Here is a 6396-nt window from a genome sequence, read left to right on the forward strand (position 1 = left end):
ATCAAACGACTGGAGGCGGCTGGGGTGGAGGTGCGCTCGCGTCTTCGCGTCAGCGAAGCTTGTCCGATGATCCTGCCGTTCCACGTCGCGGTGGACAAGGCGCGTGAGGCGTTGCGCGAGACCCGTGGCAGCGGCAAGATCGGCACGACGGGCAAGGGCATTGGTCCGGCTTATGAAGACAAGGTGGCGCGTCGTGCGCTGCGCCTGCAGGATCTGAAGCATCCGGAGCGGTTTGCCACCAAGCTGCGTGATTTGCTGGCCTTGCACAACGAAGCCCTGTGCGGTTTGCTGCGCTCTGAGGCGCTGGAGTTCGAAACGATTTACGCGGGCGCCATCGGCTTGGCGGCCGAGATTTCACCGATGCTGGCCGATGTCGGCTATGAACTCCACCAAGCGCATGCTCGGGGCGACAACCTCTTGTTCGAAGGGGCTCAGGGCACCTTGCTGGACATTGATCACGGCACCTACCCCTACGTGACCAGCTCGAACTGCGTGGCGGGCAACGCAGCGGCTGGCTCTGGTGTGGGGCCGCAGATGCTGCATTACATGCTTGGCATCACCAAGGCCTACGCCACGCGAGTGGGCAGTGGTCCTTTCCCGACCGAGTTGGAGTGGGAGAAGGAGGGCACTGTGGGGCACCACCTGTCGACGGTGGGCCAGGAGCGGGGCACGGTCACCGGTCGGGCGCGCCGTTGCGGCTGGTTGGATGCGGCAGCCCTTAAGCGTGCCATGATCATCAACGGCATCACGGGCATGTGTTTGACGAAGTTGGACGTGCTCGATGGGTTGGATGAAGTGAAGATGGCGGTGGGCTATTTGCTGCGTGGGCAGTCGATCGACATCTTGCCGTTGGACCCCGATGACATCGCGGCTTGCGAGCCGGTGTACGAGTCGTTCCCAGGATGGACGCAGAGCACCTTCGGTGTCACCGAATTGAACGGGCTGCCGGAGGCCGCGCGTCGCTACGTGCGGCGGATCGAGGAAGTGGTCGGCGTTCCGGTGGCGATGATTTCCACCGGTCCCGATCGCGAACACACGATCTTGTTGCAACATCCCTATCGGGAATGATCTCGAGGAGTCCAAGCGCATGTTGACCGACGACGGTAAGCACCTGTATGTCTCTTGGGACGAGTACCACCTGCTGATCGAGCGATTGGCGCTCAAGGTGCACGCTTCCGGTTGGGCGTTCGATCAAATCCTGTGTTTGGCACGCGGTGGCTTGCGCCCAGGGGACGTTCTGTCGCGTGTGTTTGACAAGCCCTTGGCCATCATGTCGACCAGCAGCTATCGCGCCGGGTCGGGCACGGTCCAGGGGCGGCTGGACATTGCGGAGACCATCACCATGCCGCAAGGCCAACTCGGGGGGCGAGTCCTGCTCGTGGATGACTTGGCGGATTCTGGTGTGACGCTCAAAGCAGTGGTGGAGCGCTTGCGAGCCGCGCCCGCCATCACCGAGTTGCGCTCGGCCGTCATTTGGACGAAGGGCGTGAGTGTCTTCGAGCCGGACTACCAAGTGGAGTTCTTGCCTACGAGTCCGTGGATCCATCAGCCCTTCGAGGACTACGACGCGCTCCGGCCCGACGACCTCAAGCGCAAGCTGTCGTATTGATGGCAGGCTCGGGCGCCGTGTTCGTCGCTCAGGGCCATCGGACGGATGGCCCGCCTTGGGTCGATGGCACCTTGCAAGACCGCTCGAACCATGAAAAAAGCCAACAACTTGCGTTGCTGGCTTTCTCGTTTCTTCTTCTGTGTTGGTGCCCAGGAGAGGACTCGAACCTCCACGGAGTTACCCGCTAGTACCTGAAACTAGTGCGTCTACCAATTCCGCCACCTGGGCCTTGCCGTGTCGCCCGGGGGCGATCAGCGAAGAAAGAGACTATACCATCAAAAAAATCGAAAACGCAAGGGCCGCCAGTGGAGGCCTGGGCCTGCTTCAAGAGCTCACCGGGGTCCTGCAAGGCCATCGAGACGGTCACGGCTTTGTGATCAACCCCGTCGGTGGTCCGGATGTTTACCTGCCTCCGGCCGAGATGAGGGCGGCGCTGCACGGCGACACCGTTCGTGTTCGGGTGGTGCGCATGGACAAGCGTGGCCGCCCTGAGGGGCGCGTGCTCGAGATCGTGGAACGTCGGCCTCGGCCGCTGATCGGTCGATTGTTGCTGGAGGGCGGTGTTTGGTTGGTGGCCCCGGAGGACAAACGGTTGGGCCACGACATCTTGATCCCCAAAGCGGCGGTGGCGCAAGCGCGTCCGGGCCAAGTCGTGGCCGTCGAGTTGACCGAACCGCCTACGTTGTACGCCCAGCCCGTGGGGCGCATCACCGAAGTGCTGGGCGACATCGACGACCCGGGGCTGGAGATCGAGATTGCCGTGCGCAAGTACGAGGTGCCGCATCGCTTCAGCGCCGAGACCTTGGCGCAAGCCGCCAAGCTGCCCGACGCGCTGCGGGCGGTCGACCTGAAGGGGCGTGTGGACCTGCGCGACGTGCCCCTGGTGACGATCGATGGCGAGGATGCGCGCGACTTTGACGACGCGGTGTACTGCGAGCCGACGCGAATCGGCCGCGGCAAGTCGGCGCGCGATGGCTGGCGCTTGGTCGTGGCGATCGCCGACGTCAGCCACTACGTCAAGCCCGGTGAGTCTTTGGACCGCGATGCGGTGGAGCGTGCCACCTCGGTGTACTTCCCCCGCCGTGTGATCCCCATGCTGCCCGAGAAGCTGTCGAATGGTCTGTGCTCGTTGAACCCCTTGGTCGAGCGGTTGTGCATGGTGTGCGACATGCTGATCTCGGCCGAGGGTGATACCTTGGCCTACCAGTTCTACCCAGCGGTGATGTGCTCACAGGCTCGCTTCACGTACACCGAGGTGGCGGCCATCTTGGTCAACACGCGTGGCCCCGAGGCCCAGCGGCGGCAAGACCGTGTGCAGGATTTGCTGCACCTTCACGGCGTCTACCAAGCCTTGCTCGGTGCTCGGCAGCGCCGCGGCGCAGTGGATTTCGACACGCCGGAGACGCAGATCGTTTGCGACGACAACGGCCGCATCGAGCGCATCGTGCCGCGAACGCGCAACGAAGCGCATCGCTTGATCGAGGAGGCCATGTTGGCTGCCAACGTCTGCGCCGCGGAGTTCATTGCGCAGGCTGAGCATCCCAGTTTGTTTCGTGTTCACGAGGGGCCGACCCTGGAGAAGCGTCAAACCCTGCAGGCCGCATTGAGGGCGCTGGGGATCAATGCGACCCTGCCCGACCCCCTGAAACCTGCCGATTTGCAGGCACTGGCGCAGGCCACCAAGGAGCGACCCGACCACCAGCAAGTTCACATGTTGCTGTTGCGCTCCATGCAGCAAGCGCTCTACACGCCGCACAACCAAGGCCACTTCGGGCTGGCCTATCCGGCCTACGCCCACTTCACCAGCCCCATCCGCCGCTACCCGGACCTCCTGGTGCATCGCACCATCAAGGCCTTGCTGCAAGGCAAGAAGTACGGGCTTCAAGGCGGTGGTGATGCGGTGTCAGCCTGGGAGCAACTCGGCCTGCATTGCAGTGCCAATGAGCGTCGGGCGGACGAGGCATCTCGGGATGTGGAGGCTTGGCTCAAGTGCCGCTACATGCGCGATCGCCTGGGGGAGGACTACCTGGGGCATGTCACGTCGGTGGCGCCCTTCGGTCTGTTCGTGCAGTTGGAAAGTCTGTTCGTGGAAGGGCTTGTTCACATCACGGAGTTGGGTGGCGAGTACTTCCGATTCGACGAGGCGCGCCAAGAGCTGCGTGGCGAACGCACGGGCATCCGTTACGGGTTGGGCGCGCGCTTGCATGTGCAGGTGGGCCGGGTCGATCTGGATGGGCGTCGCATCGAGTTCCGTTTGTTCAAGGAGGGGGAACCCAAGCCGGCAGCCAAAGCACCGCGCGGAAAGTCCTTGCCTGTTCGCGACGGTGAGGTGGCGCCGGCCACGGCCGTTGCAGCCTTGGACGCGGTGCAGCGCCAAGTTCGGCAAGTCAAGTCCGAGCGCGCGCAGCAACGGCGGTCGGCTGGCCAGCGCACGGCGACTGAGCCGGTTTCGCGAAAGAAGGGTGGCAAGTCCAGGCGGTGAGTCCTGGAGCGACGAGTGTGGTGGGCCGGCGGTGCTCAGCGCATCAAGGCGCGATGGCGGCCATGTGCCCGATGAGGGTGCTGGCGGTTGTGCCGGCGCTGCGGCCCAGCGGCAATGCGTCCACAGCAGCGCCATGCCAGGCGACGGCCAAAGCGGCGACTTCGTCCGTCGGCGCCTCCGGCGCTTGAGCCAACAGTCCGCCCAGCCAGCCTGCCAACACGTCGCCGGTCCCCGGGCCAGCCAGGGCGCTATGCCCTGTGGTGTTCAGTCGCCATGGCCGTTGGGGGTGGGCGATCACAGTGCCTGAGCCCTTGAGCACCACGGTGCAGCGGCTGCGCTCGGCGAGCAGGCGGGCCTGCGATGGACGGTCGGCCTGCACGGTCGCCACGTCGGTGCGCAGCAGGCGGGCCGCTTCCAGGGGGTGCGGCGTCAGCACAGTGGGGCGGCCTTCGCGAGCGTGAAGCTGTTCGGCCCAATCGGCGTCGCCGGCCAAATGGTTCAGGGCGTCGGCGTCGAGCACCAGGCGATCGGCCTGCGCGATGGCTTGGGGCAGCGATGAGGCGATGACAGCGCCACCGCCGCAGCCAGCCACAACGGTATCGCCGCCCGGCCATGAGGGGCGGTGCATCAATCCAGGTTCGCCGGGGTCGGATCGCGAGCCCACGAGGTAGACGCGACCGGCTCCGCTGGCGAGTGCCGCTCGACCGGCCAGGTGGGCGGCTCCGGACATGCCGGCTGCGCCACCCAGCACCCAGACGTCGCCTTGACGGCCTTTGTGGCTGCCATGCGGCCATCGCGATCGAGGCGCCCAATCCCGCCAGCGCGCCAATTGAATGGCGCCCCAAAGCTCGGCGGCTTCAAGGGAGGGGGTGAACTCCGTGCCCAGGTCCTCCAGCCACAGTTGCCCCGCCAAGTCGCGCCCGTCGCCCGTGAACAGGCCTGGCTTGGGCGCCAAGAAGGTCAGCGTCGCCTGGCATCGAGGCGCCCCCAGATCCCGGCCCCGATCCCCATCCAACCCGCTGGGCAGGTCCAGGGCCAGCACCTGCACCCCTGAAGTGCTCAGCTGGCGCAAGGCTGCCACTGCGCGGGCGACAGCGCCCCGTGGGGCCTCGCGCAGCCCGATGCCCAAGAGGGCGTCCACGTGGATGCGGTCACTCGGCTCGGCATGGCTTGTCTCGAAGTCGTCGGCGGGGCTGATGGCGAGCCCCCATTCGCGGGCGGCGGCAAGGGCCCGGGCACGGTCGACTGGGCCTGGGCCCTCGGGATCGACGGTGTGAACGGTCACGCTCAGGCCGGCGCTGTGCAGGTGGCGCGCCATGACCAGGCCATCGCCCCCGTTGTTGCCGGGCCCACACCACACCGTGACTTGCCGGGCGTGGGGGTGCAACGCACGCAGCCATTGGGCGGCGGCAAGACCGGCGCGTGCCATCAAGCTGCCTGCCGGCAAGCCTTGGCTGGCTTGGGTCTCGAGCTCGCGCATTGCCGTGGCGAACAAGGCCTGCACGGGGCGGGCGAGCGGAATCAGGCGCTGGGGCATGGTGGCGATGACTCTGGAATACCCGCTATAATCTTTGGGTTTTGCGCTTCGCGTCTTGCTTGTGCCCTTGGCGCAAGAGCTTGGGCGAGGCAGCAAGCACCCCGCAAAGTGTTTTTGCAATCGCGGGCCGGGAACCGAATGGTGCCACTGCCTTGACCGGCGTGGTCGCTCCCTGGCCTCAGACCCAACCTTCGGAGAGAAGTCTCATGTCCGTCACCATGCGTGAAATGCTGGAAGCCGGTGTCCATTTCGGTCACCAAACGCGCTTCTGGAACCCCAAGATGGCCCCATTCATTTATGGCCATCGCAACAAGATTCACATCATCAACCTGGAAAAGAGCCTCCCGGCCTTCCAGGACGCGCTGAAGTTCGCCCGTCAGTTGGCTTCCAAGCGCGGCAACATCCTGTTCGTCGGCACCAAGCGCCAAGCGCGCGACATCGTCGCCCTGGAAGCCCAGCGCGCCGGCATGCCATTCGTCGAGCAACGTTGGCTCGGCGGCATGCTGACCAACTTCAAGACGGTCAAGGGGTCGCTGAAGAAGCTCAAGGACATGCAGGCCTCCAAGGAAGCCGGTAGCGAGCCTAAGATCAAAAAAGAAGCCTTGATGTTCGACCGCGACATCGCCAAGCTGGAAAAAAACATCGGCGGCATCCAGGACATGGGCGCCTTGCCTGATGCCCTGTTCATCATCGACGTGGGCTACCACAAGATCGCCGTGGCCGAAGCCCAGAAGCTGGGCATCCCGGTCATCGCGGTGGTGGACACCA

Annotated in this window: 5 protein-coding genes and 1 tRNA gene; 4 read left to right on the top strand and 2 right to left on the bottom strand. The window is 65.0% G+C overall.

Annotated features, from left to right (window positions below):
- Positions 1 to 1068: adenylosuccinate synthase (locus O9335_RS09770; protein ID WP_298387215.1), on the top strand; the 1068-nt coding region annotated here is incomplete at its 5' end.
- Between the two features lie 19 nt (positions 1069 to 1087).
- Positions 1088 to 1609, top strand: a complete 522-nt coding sequence (locus O9335_RS09775) for a phosphoribosyltransferase (RefSeq protein ID WP_298387218.1) — start codon at positions 1088 to 1090, stop codon at positions 1607 to 1609.
- A 143-nt stretch (positions 1610 to 1752) separates the two neighbouring features.
- Here the strand turns inward: O9335_RS09775 and O9335_RS09780 are convergent.
- Positions 1753 to 1837 (bottom strand) — tRNA-Leu (locus O9335_RS09780).
- An 85-nt stretch (positions 1838 to 1922) separates the two neighbouring features.
- On the opposite strand from O9335_RS09780, the gene rnr reads away from it, so the two are divergent.
- On the top strand, positions 1923 to 4091 hold the full coding sequence (gene rnr / locus O9335_RS09785) for a ribonuclease R (RefSeq protein ID WP_298387227.1): 2169 nt from the start codon (positions 1923 to 1925) through the stop codon (positions 4089 to 4091).
- A gap of 43 nt (positions 4092 to 4134) precedes the next feature.
- Here rnr and O9335_RS09790 read toward each other — a convergent pair whose 3' ends face one another.
- Complete coding sequence (locus O9335_RS09790) at positions 4135 to 5628, bottom strand: NAD(P)H-hydrate epimerase (RefSeq protein WP_298387221.1); 1494 nt, start codon at positions 5626 to 5628, stop codon at positions 4135 to 4137.
- A gap of 206 nt (positions 5629 to 5834) precedes the next feature.
- Here O9335_RS09790 and rpsB point away from each other — a divergent pair.
- On the top strand, positions 5835 to 6396 hold a 562-nt coding region (gene rpsB / locus O9335_RS09795; RefSeq protein WP_298387224.1), incomplete at its 3' end, for a 30S ribosomal protein S2.

Origin of the sequence: Inhella sp. (assembly GCF_027532025.1) — a bacterium.
Classification (GTDB): domain Bacteria; phylum Pseudomonadota; class Gammaproteobacteria; order Burkholderiales; family Burkholderiaceae_C; genus Inhella.

Bases quoted from the DNA above. Each gene is read 5' to 3' on its own strand.
- O9335_RS09775 (WP_298387218.1), top strand. From the start codon at position 1,088: ATGTTGACCGACGACGGTAAGCACCTGTATGTCTCTTGGGACGAGTAC.
- O9335_RS09790 (WP_298387221.1), bottom strand. From the start codon at position 5,628: ATGCCCCAGCGCCTGATTCCGCTCGCCCGCCCCGTGCAGGCCTTGTTC.